15 protein-coding genes are annotated in these 18,801 nt (G+C 37.1%); 4 read left to right on the top strand and 11 right to left on the bottom strand.

Translation table 11 applies throughout. The features are described 5' to 3' along the window. Window positions 1-79: 79 nt before the first annotated feature. The 6 genes from narK to moaA form a co-directional block, all read right to left on the bottom strand. Window positions 80-1,249, bottom strand: a complete 1,170-nt coding sequence (gene narK, locus CQ058_RS12965) for a nitrate transporter NarK (RefSeq protein WP_002031603.1) — start codon at window positions 1,247-1,249, stop codon at window positions 80-82. Between the two features lie 80 nt (window positions 1,250-1,329). Further along, window positions 1,330-1,563, bottom strand: a complete 234-nt coding sequence (gene moaD / locus CQ058_RS12960; RefSeq protein WP_002127098.1) for a molybdopterin converting factor subunit 1 — start codon at window positions 1,561-1,563, stop codon at window positions 1,330-1,332. Further along, window positions 1,560-2,030, bottom strand: a complete 471-nt coding sequence (locus tag CQ058_RS12955; RefSeq protein ID WP_105589742.1) for a molybdenum cofactor biosynthesis protein MoaE — start codon at window positions 2,028-2,030, stop codon at window positions 1,560-1,562. The genes moaD and CQ058_RS12955 overlap by 4 nt, the downstream gene beginning before the upstream one ends. A 44-nt stretch (window positions 2,031-2,074) precedes the next feature. After that, the gene (locus CQ058_RS12950) at window positions 2,075-3,364 is read right to left on the bottom strand and encodes a molybdopterin molybdotransferase MoeA (protein WP_105589741.1); all 1,290 of its coding nucleotides are present in this window, start codon (window positions 3,362-3,364) and stop codon (window positions 2,075-2,077) included. 43 nt (window positions 3,365-3,407) lie between these two features. Further along, a complete protein-coding gene (locus CQ058_RS12945) occupies window positions 3,408-4,421 on the bottom strand; it encodes a molybdopterin-synthase adenylyltransferase MoeB (protein WP_105589740.1) in 1,014 nt (337 codons plus the stop codon). 17 nt (window positions 4,422-4,438) lie between these two features. After that, complete coding sequence (moaA, locus tag CQ058_RS12940; RefSeq protein ID WP_002168528.1) at window positions 4,439-5,452, bottom strand: GTP 3',8-cyclase MoaA; 1,014 nt, start codon at window positions 5,450-5,452, stop codon at window positions 4,439-4,441. A gap of 376 nt (window positions 5,453-5,828) precedes the next feature. On the opposite strand from moaA, the gene CQ058_RS12935 reads away from it, so the two are divergent. Next, window positions 5,829-6,521: a Crp/Fnr family transcriptional regulator gene (locus tag CQ058_RS12935; protein WP_016120121.1), complete on the top strand. Its 693-nt coding sequence runs from the start codon at window positions 5,829-5,831 to the stop codon at window positions 6,519-6,521. A 118-nt stretch (window positions 6,522-6,639) separates the two neighbouring features. On the opposite strand, the gene narI is transcribed toward CQ058_RS12935, so the two are convergent. The 4 genes from narI to CQ058_RS12915 are packed head-to-tail and all read right to left on the bottom strand — an operon-like array spanning window position 6,640 to window position 13,046. Further along, window positions 6,640-7,329: a respiratory nitrate reductase subunit gamma gene (gene narI, locus CQ058_RS12930; protein ID WP_105589739.1), complete on the bottom strand. Its 690-nt coding sequence runs from the start codon at window positions 7,327-7,329 to the stop codon at window positions 6,640-6,642. Window positions 7,330-7,346: 17 nt separating this feature from the next. Next, entirely contained in the window at window positions 7,347-7,877 is a 531-nt protein-coding gene (gene narJ / locus CQ058_RS12925; protein ID WP_002031591.1) for a nitrate reductase molybdenum cofactor assembly chaperone, read from the bottom strand. A 20-nt stretch (window positions 7,878-7,897) separates the two neighbouring features. Next, window positions 7,898-9,373, bottom strand: coding sequence for a nitrate reductase subunit beta (gene narH / locus CQ058_RS12920; protein WP_105589738.1), 1,476 nt, complete (start codon window positions 9,371-9,373; stop codon window positions 7,898-7,900). After that, window positions 9,363-13,046 (bottom strand): nitrate reductase subunit alpha, encoded by a 3,684-nt coding sequence (locus CQ058_RS12915; protein WP_105589737.1) that lies wholly within the window; start codon window positions 13,044-13,046, stop codon window positions 9,363-9,365. The genes narH and CQ058_RS12915 overlap by 11 nt, the downstream gene beginning before the upstream one ends. A gap of 710 nt (window positions 13,047-13,756) precedes the next feature. Between CQ058_RS12915 and CQ058_RS12910 the strand changes: the two genes are divergently transcribed. From CQ058_RS12910 to CQ058_RS12900, 3 genes are read left to right on the top strand one after another with little or no spacing between them, the layout of a single operon-like run. After that, window positions 13,757-14,719: an AAA family ATPase gene (locus CQ058_RS12910; RefSeq protein ID WP_105589736.1), complete on the top strand. Its 963-nt coding sequence runs from the start codon at window positions 13,757-13,759 to the stop codon at window positions 14,717-14,719. Beyond that, window positions 14,719-15,933: a DUF58 domain-containing protein gene (locus CQ058_RS12905; RefSeq protein WP_105589735.1), complete on the top strand. Its 1,215-nt coding sequence runs from the start codon at window positions 14,719-14,721 to the stop codon at window positions 15,931-15,933. The genes CQ058_RS12910 and CQ058_RS12905 overlap by 1 nt, the downstream gene beginning before the upstream one ends. Then, on the top strand, window positions 15,930-18,158 hold the full coding sequence (locus CQ058_RS12900) for a transglutaminase TgpA family protein (protein ID WP_105589734.1): 2,229 nt from the start codon (window positions 15,930-15,932) through the stop codon (window positions 18,156-18,158). The genes CQ058_RS12905 and CQ058_RS12900 overlap by 4 nt, the downstream gene beginning before the upstream one ends. Window positions 18,159-18,241: 83 nt before the next feature. Here CQ058_RS12900 and bsaA read toward each other — a convergent pair whose 3' ends face one another. After that, window positions 18,242-18,724 carry a glutathione peroxidase gene (bsaA, locus tag CQ058_RS12895; protein ID WP_105589733.1) on the bottom strand — a complete coding sequence of 161 codons (483 nt, stop codon included), beginning with the start codon at window positions 18,722-18,724 and terminating at the stop codon, window positions 18,242-18,244. Window positions 18,725-18,801: the final 77 nt, after the last annotated feature.

Raw genomic sequence — 18,801 nt, 5'->3', positions numbered from 1 at the left:
GCTTGATTTTTCAGGGCTTTTTTATTAAACTGTCCATTTTATAGGGTACAGTTCACTTTAGGAGGGTTCTTTTTCTTTATTAATGATTCTTTAACATCACTAACAGCTTCTCTTGGCTATACATCCATACTGTAATGATTAAACAAGCAAGAGCGACTTCTGATAACGCCATAAATCCAATTGCATAATGACCTGTTAGTTGGAATAGTAACGTTAAAATTAATGGTGGGAAGAACCCTCCTAATCCACCTAAAGCTGACACAACCCCATTTACAATCCCTGCTTGCTCAGAGAAGTACATTGGAACAAGCTTAAAGATTGTTCCATTTCCAATACCTGCACAGAATGCAACTAGTAAGCAACCAAATGTATACACGTTCATACTAGGCATGAATGATAAAACAATACCAGATAGTGTTAAGCCGATAAATACGAAGATTAATATTTTAAATGGATTAAATTTATCACCGAGCCAACCACCAATCGGGCGCATCATTGTTGCTAATACGATGAATCCAGCTGTCCGCATGCCTGCATCTACTTTCTCTAATCCGAAGTGAGATACTAAAAAGTTTGGTAAATATACTGTAAATGCAACAAATGATCCAAATGTTAAAAAGTAAAAGATACATAGAAACCAAAGTTTTTCATTTTTATATACACCTTTTATTTGTTCCATTAATGGTGTATTCACCTTTTTTTCCTTACGATCGCCTAATAAAAAGTTCATAAGTGCAAATGCTGCAAGTAAAACTAAATAACACTGTACTGTTGTTCTCCAGCCAACTGATGTCGCAATTACAGGTGCTAAAAATGAAGTAATTGCTGTTCCAGCGTTACCCACACCGTAAATACCATTTACAAAACCGTGACTCTCTTTCGGGAAGTATTTCGGTAGAGAAGTTACTCCTACAGAGAATACAGCACCACCAATCCCTACAAATAATCCACCAATAATTAAATCCATCATAGAATTGGCAACACTAATGTAAAAGACAGGGAATAATAAAAGTATAAAACTAATAAAGAACAATTTTCTTGCTCCGTAACGATTTGTCCAATAACCAATTGGAATGCGAAGAATAGAACCTAAAATAACCGGTACTGCTGTGACCATAGAAATTTGTCCCGCAGTTAATGGAATATCCGCTTTAATATATGGCATTAATGATGATAAGATAACCCATACCATAAAACCGATAACTAGATTAGAAGTTTGTAAACTTAATTGAAAATTAGGACTTTTCATCCTGTTCCCTCCTATGTATGCATAGTTATATTCATTCTCTCCAGCCTAATCACGTCCTAACATGATTAGGCTGAAAAGAATCAACCACCACTTACTGGCGGAATCATTGCTACTACATCGCCAGTTTGAATAATGTCATCCTCATTTGCATACTCTTCATTTACGGCGACCATTATCTCGTTTGAAATCGCTACGCTGTATTTCTTAATGAGAACTTCCTTTAGTTCAGCAACCGTAATATTTTCACAATCTATGTACAAGGCCGGCTTACTTGCTTCTTCTTGCAAATGTGCAAATAATAGTACTTCAATCATGTTCTCATCTCCCTTTCAGGCTCACCATTTGCATATGCTATTTTCTCTAACTGATCACCTATCCATGACTCACCATCTTCCCAAAACTCTTTCTTCCAAATCGGAACAATTTGTTTTATACGCTCCATAATATATTCGTTCGCCTCATAGGCTGCTTTCCGGTGTGGTGTTGAAACGGCGACAACAACAGCAAAATCAGAAATTTGCAATGTACCAATGCGATGTGTAATTGCTACATATGTCCCAGGCCACTTCTCTTCTACTTCATTACCAATTTTCTCAAGCTGTTTTTCCGCCATTGTTTTATATGCTACATACTCTAAATATAGCGTACGACGTCCTTTCGTAAATTCTCTGACGGTACCAATGAAAGTAGTAACCGCACCACACTCACACCGAATTACTTTGTTTGTAACTTCTTCAATTGAAATAGGTGTATCAATTACTTCATAATACGTATGTGTCATTTTGCACCTCTTACCTTTGTATAAGTTAGCAATCTATTTTTCTATTACTTGTATGATCGAAGTGGTTCTTTCCACGGCCACTCACTTCCTATGTTCGATTCCAATAATAATACCGAAACAATTATTCCTGCTTCAAATCCTCTCGTTCCTCCCGGCAGGACGATAAATGCATTCGCCTCTGCAAGTGAAGAAATTGCACTAGATTTATCTAAACCAACTGGTGTAGCTTGCAATTGGCCATCTACAATTTCTACTCTCCCTCTTACAAAACGAGTAAATGGGTTTGCTTTCGGAAAATCTTTCTGTAAAATCGCTTCTGCACGATATACATGCGGATCTTTTCTATGCAAATATGTTCCAATGACTGGCCGAACATATAATTCACATCCGACATAACAAGCTGAAGGATTACCAGATAGACCAAATAATAGTTTTCCTTCTAGCTCAGCTACAGTTGTCACACTTCCTGGTCGCATCGCTATTTTGTTGAAAAGTACATTAGCTCGTAATCTCTCATAAATAGCAGGTAAATAGTCATAGTCTCCTACTGAAACGCCACCAGTTGTAATTAAAATATCGACTTCTTTTATTGCTCTTTTTACGGTCTCATAACACGTCTCTAAATCGTCAGCAAATTGTCCATAATAGCGTACAATTCCACCTGCTCGCTCAATTTGAGCAGCAATCATATAGGAATTACTATTTCGAATCTTCCCCGGTTTAAGCTGTTCATGTACTTCTAAAAGTTCACTTCCTGTCGCTACAATTCCAATAACCGGCTGTTTTACAACATGTACGGAACTATAACCAAACGTAGCAAGAAGCGCCGCTACTCCAGGGTTAATAGAAATCCCTTTTTTCACAAGTATGGCATTTTGTTTTACATCTTCTCCTTTAAAAGAAATGTTATCACCAGCAGCGAAAGAGCGTTTTAATTTCATATAAGTCTTTTCTTTTTCTTCAAATCCTTCCGTTAGCTCTAACATAACAACCGCATTACATCCTGCTGGAATTGCAGCTCCTGTCATAATACGTACAGCTTGAAATGCTTTCACCTCTTCTCTAAAAACAGAACCTGCCCCGATCTCACCAATCACTTCAAACTGAATCGAGTTACTGCTATTTGCTTCTTTTGTATCTTCCGCTCGAATCGCAAATCCGTCGTACGGAGAGCGATCGAAATGCGGGACATCATGATCTGCAATAACATCTTCTCCAAGCATTCTACCGTAGCTGTCTATAAGAGAAACCTTTTCTATTTCACCTTGATGAGCATACTCCATTATGCGTGCAACTGCTTCTGCTACTGGAATTGGTTTACGTTTTTCTAGCATTCTTTTTTCACCTCGTTTTGATAAGGATAAACTCTCTTTCTGTTCATCCTATATATTTTGCGTATAATCGTTTTGCCATTTTTACATCATTTGTCCCATGAATAAATGCCCTACCGTCTGTAAATAAAACAAAACGATATTCATCTACTAGAAACGATAGTAAATATGGAGTTTTTTTGACACTCACGCTTTTTTGTAAGCGCTTTTGAACTTCTTCTAAATTAAGAATTCTCTTTATTCCTGGACGGATTTGAACTGTATTCCGCCCGCATAGCACTTCAGTTTTCATCTGTGATCCAAATGTTAAACTTGGGTACGTGCGTACATTCCCACAAGATGGACATGTACTTTTTTTCTGCCTGTTTACTTTTAATGAGATACATTGATTGTTCCAAATATCAAATGATAACATTGTTCCTCGCAACGCCTTATAATCGTCCACCAATATTTTCATCGCTTCTGTTACTTGGTGAGCAACTACCATTTGTACAGCTGGCTGAATAATTCCTGCTGTATCACATGTTGCACCGCCCATAGGATGATCCATTAGGCAGCGAAAGCATGGTGTTTCCCCCGGAAGAATTGTATACGTTACACCGTAACTTCCAATGCATCCACCGTATATCCAAGGTATATTTTCTTTTTGCGAAATGTCATTTATAAGTAGGCGCGTATCGAAATTGTCAGTCGCATCTAATATAAGATCCACTTCTTTTGTTAACTCTTCTATTTCTTGCATTGTGACATCCGTTACAATTGGTACAATTTCTACTTCAGAATTAATCTTTCTTAAATGTTCTGCCGCTGCAATTGCTTTTGGTTTACACTGCTGTGCATCTTCTTCTGTATATAACTGTTGTCGCTGTAAATTACTCCATTCGACGTAGTCACGGTCAGCAATTGTCAATTTCCCAATCCCCATCCTAACGAGCGCTTCCGCATTTGCAGCTCCTAGTGCACCCGCACCGATTAGGAGCACATGTTTTTTTCTTATTTTTCTTTGTCCCATTTCACCAATTCCAGAAAACAATACTTGCCTTGAATATCGCTCTTGCATAGGGAATCCGCCTTTCGCTATCCACCAATATAAGACATTTCAACTTTTGGACGTTTATTTGTACTTTCAGCCGTTCTTTCATCCGAATACCGATCTGTTCTGCACTCCCATGTATGTTGGAGAATTTTTAATAATGAAGCATCAGAAATATTTTCTCGAAGAAGCGTTCGCAAATCCGTTCCTTTCGTTCCAAATAAGCACGTAAAAAACTTACCGTCTGCCGAAATACGAGCTCTCGTACAAGAGGAACAAAAAGATTCAGAAACAGAAGTAATAAATCCAACTTCTGCATCGCTCCCTACATATCGATACAATTTCGCAACTTCTCCAAAGTAACGAGGTTTAACAGGCTCAATCGGATATACACGATTAATTTTCTCTATTAATTGTTCCTTCGTAATAACTTGTTCAAAGTTCCATCCGTTCGTACTGCCCACATCCATAAATTCGATAAAACGAAGCTGAATTTCTTGTTCTTTAAAATAACGAGCCATTAGAAGAATTTGACTATCATTCATCCCCTTTTTTACGACCATATTTACTTTTACTTCTAATCCAGCTGCTTTTGCTGCTTCAATTCCTTTCAATACAGGTTTTGTACTTACATTTCGTCCATTAATTTTTCGGAAGACATGATCTTCTATCGCATCTAAACTAATGTTTACCCGTTTTAATCCCGCTTCTTTTAATGCCCTTGCCTGTTTTGCTAAATGAATACCGTTTGTTGTGAGTCCAATATCCTTTAAGCCTTCTAGCTTTGCAAGCCTTGCAATTAACTTCGGTAAATCTTTACGCAATAAAGGTTCACCGCCAGTAAGTCTAATTTTATTAACACCCATACTTATAAATAATCTCGCTAACCTTTCTATTTCATCGAATGTTAGTAAAAACTCTTCCTGTAAAAAAGCATAATCAGGTCCGAACACTTCAGCTGGCATACAGTACGTGCACCTAAAATTACAACGGTCAATAACTGAAATACGTAAATCTTGAAGTGGCCGCTCTAAAGAATCTTTCATCTTCTCGTGCATCTATATCCCTTCTTTTCTACTGCAATCATTAGTAAGCTTTCAAATTTTTTATTTGCCTTCATTATAAAAAAGAAGCTACATATTCAATGTGACTTTTCTCACATTACTTTCCCCATTCAAAAATTCTTCACAAATCCGTTCGAATTTTGTTCACATCTCTAGTCCCATTCTCTTTACATACTAAAATTTCTTAAACTAAAAAACTTATATTCGTATAATATAAACCCTTACTATAAGTAGCTTTTTAGACATTTAGGGTCGTTTTTCCTTACGGTCATTGAAATTTTACTTTATTTTCAAAAATATCTCTTGCAATTTCATCATGATTACATCCAAAATAAGAAATATACTGCTTATAAGAAGAAAGGTGATTGCTGTGGCAAACAGTACGGCATTATCCAAAGATTTAAAGGAGTTACTTTCATCTGTTGAATATAAAATGCAAATCAATAAGGGGAGTTTTATTTTTCAAGAAGGTATGGAAGCGACAGAAATTTATATCATTCACTCTGGAAAAGTGCAAATCAGTAAACTTAGTGCTGACGGACAAGAATTAACACTTCGCATTTGTTCACAAAATGATATTATTGGGGAATTAACATTGTTCACGGAAAATGCAAGGTATTTATTAAATTCAAAATGCCTTGAAGATGTTGAAGTAGGCGTTATAAAGCGTGAAGCCTTAGAAAAAGCATTACTCCAAAAACCCGCTCTTGTATTTGAATTTATGAAATGGATTAGTGAACATTTAAGAAGAATGCAAACGAAGTTCCGAGATCTAGTATTACACGGCAAAAAAGGTGCCCTATATTCTACTCTCATTCGAATGACAAATAGTTATGGTGTGTTAAAAGAAAATGGGATTCTCATCGATTTACCATTAACGAATCAAGAACTTGCAAACTTCTGTGCAACTTCGCGTGAAAGCGTAAATCGAATGTTAAATGATTTGAAAAAAAAAGGTACGATTTCTATTCATAAAGGAAAGATTACAATCCATGATTTACAATTTTTAAAATGTGAAATTGCTTGTGAAGATTGCTCTGCCTCTGTTTGTAGCATAGAGTAGCATCTTATTTAGATGCTACTCTTTTTTTCTTGCATACAGTTATTTCCTAAAAAAGACGAGGCCTTCCATTAGACCTCGTTTCATGTTAGTTGCTAACTTCTATTCGTTTACTGTGGCATTATTTTTTCAATTCATTAGGAATACGTCTTCTGTAAATCACATAACTACGGCTTAAGTATTTAATTGGGGCACTAAATACATGGACAAGTCTAGTAAATGGCCATACTGCGAATAGACCCATACCTGCAATTATATGAATTTTAAACCATACTGGTACTTCCATCATATATTCAACTTTCGGTTGGAAAATAAAGAGACTTCGGAACCACGGACTGATTGTTGTACGATAATCAAACCCTTTTGAGTCGATATTTAAAAAGGTTGAAGAAAGTCCCGCTAGCATTACGATTAATAATAAAATAAGCGCGATATAATCTCCCCTTGTACTCGTTGCAATGATGCGTTTTACTGTTACACGGCGGTACGTTAATATAATTAAACCGATGATAGAAGCAACACCTGCCGGAAGCCCGAAACTAATTGCTACTACATGATACATATGCTCAGAAATACCTATTGAACGGTATACAGACTCTGGAATTAAAATCCCCATAACATGACCACCAATGACGAACATGATCCCAAAGTGGAATAATAGACTTCCGATTCGGAGCATTTTCTTTTCTAATAGTTCACTAGATTTTGACGTCCATCCAAATTGATCATAGTTGTATCTGAAAATATGTCCACCGATAAAGATTGCAAAAATGATATAGGGAAACAATACCCATAGAAATTGATCCATCATTTTGACAACTCTCCTTTCTAATTTGCCTGTACACCCCATGTATTGATAGCGAGTAGAACAGCGGCGAGAATTGGTTCATACATACAGTTTGCTTCTTTTAATTGCCCGTGCAACGCTTGTATATTTTCCGTGTATTTACTCATAATTGGCTCGCTATCTTTTTCATTCGCGTTTGCAAGAAACTCAAGTAGAAGCGGTAAATAATCAGGTAGTTCTTTATCTGTTACGTTAAAACCAGATTTTTGATAATGCTGTTTTAACTCTAATAATTCAATTCCACGCTCTCTTTGTTCACCTGTTTTCATGTAGGTAAGATACATATTTGTCTTCTTTCCAAAGTCGAATGTATAGACGTAAGAATCAATAAGTTGATTGTCTGTTTTATTTAGCGCTTCTTTTATAAATGTTGTAAGTGATGCTCTGATTTCTTCCTGTTCAATTTCTTGAATCTCTTCCTGTAATTCTAGTAAAGCTTCCCTCCAACCTAGTTCAGGATAGGAGAGAAGAAAAGAAGAACAAGAAAAAGCTGTTTGTAAACTTTGTTTCATAGTTTTCTGCCCCCTTTTTTTTAAGAAATTGTCGTACAAGAGCCTGGCCCACCTGCGAAAGATAAACCACAACTTCCTTGCTCGCTATATAAATCTGCAACTTGTTCGCGGTGAGACGTCGGGATAACAAAGCGATCTTTATATTTCGCAATAGCAAGAAGACGATACATATCTTCTACATCTTCTTTCGTTAAACCGAGTTCTTTTAATACAGCTTTATTTGGTTCTTTATTAATTTGCAATGCTCTCATATGTGTTCGCATGACAGCCAATTTTTTCAATGTAAGACGAATATGTGATTCATCTCCTGCAGTGAGTAAATTCGCTAAATATTGAATTGGAATACGCATATTATCAATAGCAGGGAAAATCTCTTCTGCTTGCCAGTTACTACCTTTCCCCTCCACCATGTTCATAATTGGGCTAAGCGGCGGGATATACCAAACCATTGGCATTGTACGGTACTCTGGATGAAGAGGAAGAGCGATTTTCCAATCGATAATCATTTTATAGATTGGTGACTGTTGTGCCGCTTTAATCCATTCTTCAGGAATCCCTTGTTTTTTCGCTTCAGCTGCTACTTCTGGATCATTTGGATCTAGGAAAACAGTAAGCTGAGATTCATATAAATCTTTTTCATCTTCAACAGAAGCTGCTTCTTTTACTTTGTCAGCGTCATATAGCATTACCCCAATATATCGAATACGTCCTACACATGTTTCAGAACAAATTGTTGGCACACCAGCTTCAATACGAGGGAAACACATTGTACATTTTTCAGCTTTATTTGTTTGCCAGTTAAAATATACTTTTTTATACGGACAAGACGATACACAAAATCTCCATGCACGACATGCATTTTGATCCACAAGAACAATCCCATCTTCTTCACGTTTATACATCGCACCCGATGGACAAGAAGAAACGCAAGATGGATTCATACAATGTTCGCAAATACGTGGTAAATACATCATAAAGACATTTTCAAAATCCGTTTTAATTCCTTCTTCCATTTTCTTGACGTTCGGATCTTGTAACCCTGTTATATGTCCGCCTGCTAAATCATCTTCCCAGTTTGGACCCCATTCAATTTTGTCGATAAATTCACCCGTAATTGCTGATTTCGGACGAGCAACTGGTTGATGCTTACGCTGCGGGCTATTTGTTAATGTTTCATAATCATAATTCCAAGGTTCAAAGTAATCATCAATTGTTGGTTGATCTGGATTGTGAAAAATATTCATAAGACGCTTCATTTTCGAACCAGATTTCAGCTGAATTTCACCATTTTTCAATTCCCAGCCGCCTTTGTATTTCTCCTGATTTTCCCATTGTTTCGGATAACCAATTCCAGGTTTCGTTTCTACGTTATTGAAGTACATATATTCAGCACCTGGACGATTTGTCCAGGTGTTTTTGCATGTTACGCTACAAGTGTGGCAGCCGATGCATTTATCTAGGTTCATTACCATTCCGACTTGCGCTTTAATCTTCAAGCCAATCTACCTCCTTCAGTTTACGGATTACGACATTTAAGTCACGCTGGTTCCCCGTCGGACCATAGTAGTTAAATCCATAGCTTAATTGGCCATATCCACCAATCATATGTGTTGGTTTAACATGAATACGGGTTGGACTATTATGCGTTCCCCCGCGGGTGCTTGTTAATTTCGTACCAGGCACGTTAATGTGACGATCTTGCGCATGGTGCATAAATGCCATTCCTCTCGGTATACGGTGCGTTACGACAGCACGCGCTACGACAACTCCGTTACGGTTAAAGCATTCAATCCAATCATTATCAGCAACACCAGCTTCATTCGCGTCATCTTTGTTCATCCAAACAGTTGGACCACCTCTAAACAGCGTTAACATCGGTAATGAATCGAAGTACATACTATGAATCGACCACTTATTATGCGGTGTTAAATAGTTTAGTGTAATTTCTTTCCCTTCTACTTCAGGTCGTGATTTACGGAACGGTTTATGTTGCAAAATTGGTTTAAATGTTGCCATCGTTTCACCAAACTCTTTCATCATGTCGTGATCTAAGTAGAAAGATTGTCGACCAGTTATCGTTCTCCACGGGATAAGACGTTCAACATTTGTTGTAAATGGTGAGTAACGGCGTCCACCTTTTTCAGAACCCGTAAAGGCTGGAGAAGTAATTACTGTTTTCGGCTGCGCTGTAATTTGTTCAAATGTGAAGCATTCTTCTTCACGTTCTTCTGCTAAGTCACGTAGTTTTAAATCGGTTTGTTTTTCAAGCGCTTCCCATGCTTTTACCGCCATATGACCGTTTGTTGTAGAAGAAAGTGTTAATACCGCCTCAGCAGCATTAATTGCTTCTTTTATGTCTGGGCACCCCTTCGCAATAGAATCCGTTCGAACAACTCCTAATCGATTCTTTAATTGCTCATATTCTTTTTCTGCCGACCAAGAAATCCCTTTCGTACCAATCGGTTGTTTTCCAGTATTTGGTCCAAGCGCTGTCATCTTGTCATAAATCGTTTTATAATCCCTTTCGACAACATGAATTTGCGGCATTGTTTTACCTGGGATCGGTTCACACTCACCTTTGCTCCAGTCTTTAATCTTGCCAAGTGGTTGCGCTAATTCTTGCGGTGTATCGTGAAGAAGTGGTGTTGCAACGACTTCTTTCATTGGTTCAAGATCGATTTTCTTCGCTAAATCTGACACAGCTTTAGAAAGAGAGGTGAAAATATCCCAGTCAGAGCGTGCTTCCCACGGTGAACCGATTGCTGGATTAAATGGATGCACAAATGGATGCATATCCGTACTGCTTAAATCATGCTTTTCATACCAAGTTGAAGCAGGTAAGACGATATCAGAATAAAGCGCCGTTCCAGCCATACGGAAATCTAAATTAATGAGTAAATCAAGCTTCCCTTCAGGTGCATCTTCATGCCACTTAATTTCTTCTGGTCGTAATGAGTCACTATCGTCATTCATTAATCCGTTTGTTGTACCTAATAAATGTTTTAAGAAATATTCGTGTCCTTTACCGGAACTTGAAATTAAGTTTGCACGCCATACGAATAAGTTACGCGGGAAGTTGTTTTTATTATCTGGGTCTTCAATCGCAAATTTCAGTTCTTTTTCTTTTAGTTTTTGTGCAACGTATTTTCCGATTTCTTCTTGTGTTGTTGCACCAGCAGCAACAGCTTCTTTATATAATTCAATTCCATTCTTCTCGAATGTTGGATAAGAAGGTAACCAGCCAAGTCGTGCTGCTAATACGTTGTAATCACCGTGATGTTGATAACGAGAGTTGCCCTCAACTGGTGATGCTAAATGTCCAACAGGTGTATCTTCATAACGCCATTGATCTGTTACGAAATAGAAGAAAGATGTACCGTTTTGTAATTTCGGTGGCCCTTGCCAATCTTTCGCCATCGCGATTGTTTGCCATCCTTCTGCTGGTCGTAATTTTTCTTGACCAACATAATGTGCCCAACCGCCGCCGTTTACACCTTGTGCTCCAACGAGAAGTACAAGATTTAAAACTGCGCGATAAATCGTATCAGAGTTAAACCAATGGTTAATACCAGCTCCCATAATAATCATCGAGCGGCCATTCGTATCAACTGCATTTTGCGCGAACTCACGAGCAATTTGAATAATAAGCTCTCGCTTTACTCCGGTCATTTTCTCTTGCCATGCAGGTGTAAACGGTACATCATCATTGAAATCTTTCGGTTCTTGCCCGCCGAGCCCTCGGTTCACACCGTAATTTGCTAACGTTAAGTCATATACAGTTGTAACGCACACTTCGCCTTCTTCTGTCATAACTTTTTTCACTGGAATTGTACGTTCTAATATTGTATTTCCATCATCAGAGAAGTACGGAATTTGCACTGTTTCAACACTATCTTCCATTCCAAGTAAAGAAAGACGTGGATCAATCGTTTCACCTGTCTGTTCATCTTCTAAACGTAAGTTCCATTTCTTTTCGTTATCCCAACGTGATCCCATTGTGCCGTGAGGTGTTGCAAAATCATTCGTATTCTCGTTCCAAATTACAGGTTTCCATTCCCCTAACTTCGTTTCGCGTCCAATATCAGAAGCATTTAAGAAACGATCAGCAACGAATTGATCTCCTTTTTCTTTCAATGTGACAAAGAAAGGAAAATCAGTATATTGCTTCGCATACTTTGTGAAGTATTCCACTTGATTATCTACGTAAAATTCTTGTAAGATCACATGCCCCATTGCCATTGCAAGTGCACCATCTGTACCTTGTTTCACACTAATCCAATCATCTGCAAACTTTGTAGACTCGGCAAAGTCAGGACTTACAGAAACGACTTTCGTTCCTTTATATCGAACCTCTGCTAAAAAGTGAGCATCTGGTGTTCTCGTCATCGGTACGTTTGAACCCCATGTCATAATGTAACCAGAGTTATACCAGTCACTACTTTCTGGTACATCAGTTTGATCACCCCAAATTTGCGGAGAAGCTGGTGGTAAATCTGCGTACCAATCATAGAAACTAAGCATTGGTCCACCCATAAGTTGCATAAAGCGGCTACCAGCTGCATGACTTAACATCGACATTGCTGGAATTGGTGAAAAACCAACATTTCGGTCTGGACCGTATTTAATTACTGTGTATAGTAATGAAGCAGAAACGAGTTGTAATACTTCATCCCAATTCGCACGAATGAATCCCCCTTTACCACGTGCCTGCTTATACGTACGTGCTTTTTCAGGGTTTTCCACAATGCTTTTCCAAGCGTCTAGTGGTGACTCGTTATTTTGTAGTTCCTCTTGCCACATACTCCATAGAACACCACGTACATACGGATATTTCACACGAAGCGGACTATAAATGTACCAAGAAAAGCTCGCTCCACGCGGACATCCTCGTGGTTCAAAATCAGGCATATCAGGACCTGTTGTTGGATAGTTAAGCTCTTGACCCTCCCATGTTACAATTCCATCTTTCACATAAATGTTCCAGCTACAAGAACCAGTACAGTTCACACCGTGTGTAGAACGGATTACTTTATCATGCTGCCAACGCTTTCTGTACACATTTTCCCATTCACGATCTTCATATGTTTCTTGTGTATGATTATCGTTATAACGATCTATTGGTGAAAAATATTTTAAACGTCTCATTAGTGCTGAAGGTTTCTTCTTCATACTGTTCACTCCTTTAATACGTCTCTCTTACATACCCTTACTATAAGAGAGGTTGTAAAATACAGATGTGACATTTCGCACAGTTCAAGAGATTGTCATAAATTCATTTGGAAATCGGTTTAAGGGGAAACATTTATAAGTAAAGATTACTTTGTTTTGTTGTGAAGATTTCGGTCAGCGGTGGGCTTATTAGGAGAATAGTATTTGGAGGATTCACCTTTTTTTGCATAAGAAAAAACGCAGGAGAAATTCCTACGTTTTTATATAAATATATTAAAAAGAGTTTTGATACTACTTCAATAACGCTATAAGGAATTTACTTTTCTGCAACGATACTATTATCAAGACATATTTTATATAAAGTGAAACTTTAATCAGCCCGCAAATAGAGGGATAAAACTACAAATCATTATTTACTGTATTGCCCTTAATTACGGAAACAATTATACTAGATGTTATCTACATGCATAATCTGAATATTCATAAAATTATGAGTAGGATTTCCTTTGGGGACATAGAAATTATAAAGTATATCACCATGATTTTTTAACATTTAAGTTTTTCCTATTTATATAAGTTCTCAATATGAACTTATATAAACCATTCCTACTTACCTCTTAGATTACTATTATACTGCATTAAAATGAAGGAACTCCTTTTCTTTAACATAAAAATGAATTAGAAACGATAATAAAATTAGGAGGATTACGATGCCCCAGCTTGATTCATTACATCCCATAGTAGAAAAAATAATCACCAATATTGAAAAATTAATGGTCGGAAAACGAAAAGAAACGATCTTAGCTTTGACAGCTCTCTTAGCTGAAGGTCACGTACTATTAGAAGATGTTCCTGGCGTTGGGAAAACAATGCTAGTACGTGCTCTTTCTAAATCAATTGATGCTGATTACAAGCGTATTCAATTCACACCTGATTTACTGCCGTCAGATGTAACAGGTGTTTCTATTTATAATCCAAAAGAACTCCAATTTGAGTTCAAGCCTGGACCGATTATGGGGAATTTTGTACTTGCTGATGAAATTAATCGTACATCTCCAAAGACACAATCTGCCTTACTTGAAAGTATGGAAGAAGGCACTATCACAATAGATGGCATTACAAGATCGTTACCAAAACCTTTCTTTGTAATGGCTACACAAAATCCGGTCGAATATGAGGGAACATATCCTTTACCAGAAGCTCAGCTCGATCGTTTCTTGTTGAAGCTAAAAATGGGATATCCTACACCAGAAGAAGAATTTGAAATTTTAAACCGGATGGAAAAAACAAATCCACTCTCTCATTTACAAGCTATTACTACAATAAAAGAATTACTTTATTTACAACAAAGCGTACGGGAAGTAAGCATGGACAAAGCAATCAAGCATTACATTGTAAAGCTTGTTAGTCAGACTCGTTCTTATAGTTCTATACAGCTAGGTGCAAGTCCACGCGGCTCAATCGCTTTAATGAAAGCTTCACAAGCTTATGCATTCATCCATGGCAGAAATTATGTTATTCCAGACGATGTTAAATTTTTAGCGCCTTACGTTTTAGCTCACAGACTCATTCTAAAAATGGAAGCAAGATTTGAAGGAATAACAGGAGAACAAGTTATCGCCAAAATCGTTGCACGAACTACCGTGCCGACTCAAAGGACGAAGAACCTTTGATGAAACGACTACTACGGGCGCTATATCACGTTACGAAGTTATTGCTAATACCTTTATGCCTAGTCTTAACATTTGTATACGCTATGCTTCAAGGAGGATTTGTAAGTTGGTTTTTGTTTTACAGTACGATTCCTATTGGCCTTTATTCACTACTACTTCCCTTCTACGCTTTACGAGACGCTGAAGTAAAACGAATAACAAACCAAAACGAATATGCAGCAGGAGAACAATTTTTAAGCACTATTACAATAAAAAGAAGATTTCCTTTCCCCTTACTTTATTTAATTATAGAAGATGAACTGCCATCACAATTTACAAATTGTAGACAAACGAAGGTGAATAAGGTAATACTCTTTCCAGGATTGAAACGAAATATTTCGTTTCAATATGCAATTGACACAATCCCTAGAGGAGAGCACACTTTTTCAAGCGTACGTGTCAAAACTGGTGATCTATTCGGTATGATGGAGAAAGAAGTAACTTTTTCAGTTCCAGATACATTTTTAATCTATCCCCAGTACGTAGATATAACGTATCGACAATTGGAAAATCATTTCGAACAAGGAGCGCTTTCAGCAAATATAAATTTAGCAAAAGACTCTACAATCTCTGTCGGTGTCAGAGACTATAAACCTGGTGACCGCTTTTCATGGATTGATTGGAAAGCAACTGCCCGAACAAACAATATTATGACGAAAGAGTTTGAACAACAGCGCAGCCATAATATCATGATATTCATGGACAGAACTGAGTCCCCTCTATTCGAATCAGTCGTAACATTTTCCGCCTCTATTGTAAGGGCTGTCTTGAAGCAAAATTCACCAGCGTCATTCGTGTCTGTCGGAAAAGAACGAACTTTTTTCCCTTTAGACAATGGAGATAGTCAGTTACAACAAATCTTTTGTCATTTAGCGAAAGTACAAGCAGACAGTGTATTCCCGCTCTCCCGGAGTGTAGAAATGGAATTAAGAAAAATTTATGAGCCCGTAACGATTATACTCGTGACAAGCGATCTTTCTCCCGATATTCAAAAGGCGGCTGACTATGCCGCTATTAAAAATAGAAAATTAATGGTGGTTGTCGTGAAAGAAAAAGCAAATCAACTCTCACATCGAGAACTAAGTATTCTAGAAACTCTACAAAAACGAAAAATATTTGTAAATGTGGTTTATGGGAACCGGTATACAAACGTGTTTTTTGAGGTGAGCAAATGATAACATTACGAACAAAATACAAATGGGATATGAGCAGATTCTTCATGCATGTATGTGCATTTCTACTTTTACTAGAATGGCTAAGACCCCTTATAGGTATTACAAACGTAGGTAGATTAGATATTTTTGTAATATTTATAGGAATTTGCTTCACTCTCTCTTTTTTTCAAACAAGGTGGCAGATTCCAATAAAGATCGTCACGATCTTATTCATCATTCATTTCCTGTATTATAAAAATGCTTTTATAAATCCATCTTGGCTAACGAAATTTTTTGCTGATATTTCTCGAAATTCCTCTCTGTTTTTCCAGGGGAATTTGCTAGATATTTCTCCCGTTTTTCCAACACTTTTATTTTTTTTATCCTTTTGGTTTTTGAGTGCTTTCATCTCTTTTTGGATGATTCATAAAAAACGTGGGTTGTTATTTCTTATATTGACTATTATTTATATCACCATTTTTCATAACTTACATTTATACAATGCAAACTACGCTATTATTCGTACTGTTGTCATCGGCTTTTTTATGCTTAGTCTTCTTCGCATAGAACGAATAAGAGAGATGGAACACTTACAAAATTTTGCTAGAGAAATCTCAAAATTACTTAGACCTCTTACAATATTTATTGTATTGTCAGCAACTATCGCATACTTTGCTCCAAAATTTGGCCCTCAATGGCCAAACCCAATGGATTTTTTAAAATTCAACACATCTGAAGCAAGTAAAGAACAAGAAGTTTCTAAAATTGGATATGGTCTAGATGACTCGCAATTAGGCGGTCCTTTTAAGCCGGATAATACAATTATTTTTACAGCACAAACGCAAAACAAACAATATTGGAGAGTAGAAACAAAAGATTTTTATACAGGAAAAGGTTGGGATGTTTCTGAAAATCGAAAAAAAGTTTCTTTTAAAAATAAAAACGACGTCGTGAGCTGGTACGAACCAAATACAAAAACGGAGATAACTGAGGCAACAATCACCATGCAAAAAAGTTATCCTCACCTTACCTATCCAGCAGGATTAGTATCAGTTGAGGCTTCTTCTGATGTATCATACAGCGTTGACCCATTTTCAGAAAAAATCTATACGATGCACGGAGACTCTTCTACTACTTTAAATTCGTATAAAGTAACATATGAGGTTCCGGAGTTTTCCATAGAAAATTTGAAATCTGTAAAAACGAATGAAGGTCATGAAACAAGTCCTTATTTCATGACAAAGTACACACAACTTCCCGAATCATTACCGCAGCGAGTAAAAGACTTGGCTGTCAATCTTACAAATGATAAAGACAACCGATATGATAAAGTATTAGCTATTGAAAATTACTTTACAGACAATTCTTTTGTATACGAAACAATGAATGTCTTATACCCTGCCAAAAACCAAGACTATGTAGATCAATTCCTTTTCGATACAAAAAGCGGTTACTGCAATAATTTTTCGACATCTATGATTGTGTTACTTCGTTCTGCTCGGATTCCTGCTCGCTGGGTAAAAGGATTTACAGAAGGAACTCTGGAGAATACACTTGCTAGTACAGAAAGTGAGAATGTTTATACAATCGCGAACAATAACGCACACTCTTGGGTCGAAGTATATTTCCCAGGATACGGATGGATTCCATTCGAACCAACAAAAGGATTTACCAATCCCTATAATTTTACAAATAATACTCCTGCTTCTACTTCACAAAATAACGAAGTAAATAATTCTAATAACGAGCCAATACACCAACGGAACAATGAAGCAAAGCTCAAAAGTTTAATAGAAAATACAGAAGAAGCCTCTACTAAAAAGATCACAAATTCCAAAAATGATTTTTCTTGGTGGTACGTATTCCTCTCTACGATACCGATTAGTATCATCGGATACATTCTCTTCACCACTAAAATGAAATGGATTACATTTTTTATTATTCTTTTCTATAAATACCGAAAAGATGATGCTGTTTATCAAAAAGCTTACGGTACACTTTTAAACCAATTTGCGAGAATCGGCATACCACGGGGTGAAAGTCAAACATTCCGAGAATACGCTCTCCACATCGATACACTTTATAACTCGGCCGATATGCAACAACTTACTTTCAGTTATGAGAACGCTATGTATCAAAAGGAACAGGCCGCAGCCGAATGGAAGACATCCGTACACTTATGGGAAGTGCTTATGAAAAAAGCAGCTTCTCTGCCTAAATCAAACGACTACGATAGAGTGATTTAATCTTGATAATGTGAGTTTAAAGAAAACACCTCAAAGAGCTACATTGTTCTTTGAGGCGTTTTTTAATAAAGTGAAACTCCTAATTATTCCCCAAGTACCTTCTCAATCTCAACCTCTAAATCCATCGGCTTCGTCTGCGGTGCAAAACGTCCTACTACTTTCCCGTCTTTTCCAATTAAAAACTTAGTAAAGTTCCATTTCACTGCTTTCATACCGAGTAAACCTGGCGCTTGTTCTGTCATGTATGTATAGAGAGGATGAGCCTTGTCACCTTTTACATCAATCTTTGCAAACATTGGGAAGTTCACACCGTAGTTCAATTCACAAAAACTAGTAATATCAGCTTCTGTGCCTGGTTCTTGTCCCCCAAATTGATTACAAGGGAAACCGAGTATTTCTAGTCCTTGGTCTTTATATTTATCATATACTTCCTGTAACCCTTTATATTGTGGTGTAAATCCACATTTACTAGCTACATTTACAATAAGAAGTGCTTTTCCTTCGTAATCTTTTAACGATTTTTCTTCTCCTGTTATTGTTTTAGCTGAAAAATCATAAACTGTCATTGTTCATACCCCTCTCTTCACTATCATTCTATGTTTATACTATACTACATTCGTGAATATACAGCTCTTATTACGTA

This window comes from Bacillus sp. MYb56, assembly GCF_002976445.1.
In the GTDB taxonomy this organism is placed as follows: Bacteria; Bacillota; Bacilli; order Bacillales; family Bacillaceae_G; genus Bacillus_A; species Bacillus_A mycoides.
This window is presented reverse-complemented; position numbering and strand designations above follow the sequence as displayed.